Source organism: Endozoicomonas sp. SESOKO4 (genome assembly GCF_024606275.1).
This window is the reverse complement of sequence record NZ_JAHHPS010000178.1, coordinates 1-1,282: the sequence shown is the minus strand read 5'-3', so window position 1 is coordinate 1,282 and position 1,282 is coordinate 1. Positions and strand designations below refer to the sequence as shown.

The 1,282-nt window shown below is 53.8% G+C and carries 1 pseudogene; it reads left to right on the top strand.

The annotated features are described in order from the left end of the window. A pseudogene (locus tag KDK16_RS03395) lies at positions 1 to 1,282 on the top strand (hypothetical protein); the annotation flags it as partial.

Genomic DNA, 1,282 nt, shown 5'->3' with positions numbered 1-1,282 from the left:
AGGCAACAGCTACCAGGTATCTGCCCGGGGACTGTTCCAGCACTCAATGACGATTCAGGCCAGTGTTCAGCAAAGTAGTCATCAAGGCACCATTCTGAAAACTCCACAGTTCGGACTGTTATGGGGCAAAGTGCCTGAATTGGAAGAAGCCGTCAGAATCAGTCACCAGCAAGCCAGTGATCGCCAGACTCAACAACAGGCTCTCTGGCAGCAACCACCTGCCAAAGAACTTAGCATCAATGAGTTCAGGGATCAGAGTGTCCAGCCAAGGCAGCAGCAAAGTTCTGAACAGTGGCAGCAAGGTACGCAGAGAGATCGGCAGAACACGGAGCGCTTTGATCGCAGTGACGAGTATGGCGCAGCGCATCAGATCACCGCCAGTGGCTATCAGGTACCAGCACCCGCACTGCTGAACTTTACCTTTGCGGCCAAACGTTACTCACCATTAACCACCCCAGACGTGTATTTCAATCTGGGCAAGAGTGCTCCCAATAGGGCCATTCAACCAAGAGACTCTCTGCAGCAGTCAGCCTTCAGCAGTAACCGCACTCAGGATGAACCCGTCATCATCCCATGGGGACCCGGCAGAAAAGCTAAAGATGACACGGTCACAGGTGACTATGGCGGTGAGATCGATGTCATCGAAAAACCACAACCCGAACAACCAGAGAAAAGGGAGACTTATCTGCTTATGAACACCATCAGTGTGGTGACGCTGCCCGACAGGACACCGATCGAGATGAGCAACATGGATATCAGCCTCGACATCGACAGCTTCAGCTGGGCACTCATTGGTGAGCTTTGGGGAGCCAGCAGCCTGGCATTAGTGGAACCCGATCAGAGCGGACCCAAGCAGATCGAGGTCGACATTAATGGCTGGAAGTGGGTTTTCATCGTGGAACGCTACACCGGTTCAAGAGCATTCGGACAAGAACAATACACCATCTACGGAACCAGTCGTACACAACTGCTGGCAGCACCCTATGCACCCAAGCGCAGCAAGTCCAACAGCAGCAACCTCAACGCAAAACAGGCGATCACTGAAGAGCTGGCCAATACCGGCTTCTCTGCAATCTATCCGGAGCTGGATGATTACAGCACACCCGACTGGATTATTCCTGGCGGCAGCTTCAGCTACCAGAGTGAAACCGCCATGACCGTCATCGCTCGACTGGCCAGCACTGCAGGTGCGGTGATAATTCCTTCCCGGGATGCTGACCAGCTGAACATCAAACCCCGTTATCCGGCCAGCCCCTGGAGCTGGAACACTGCCACCATGGAC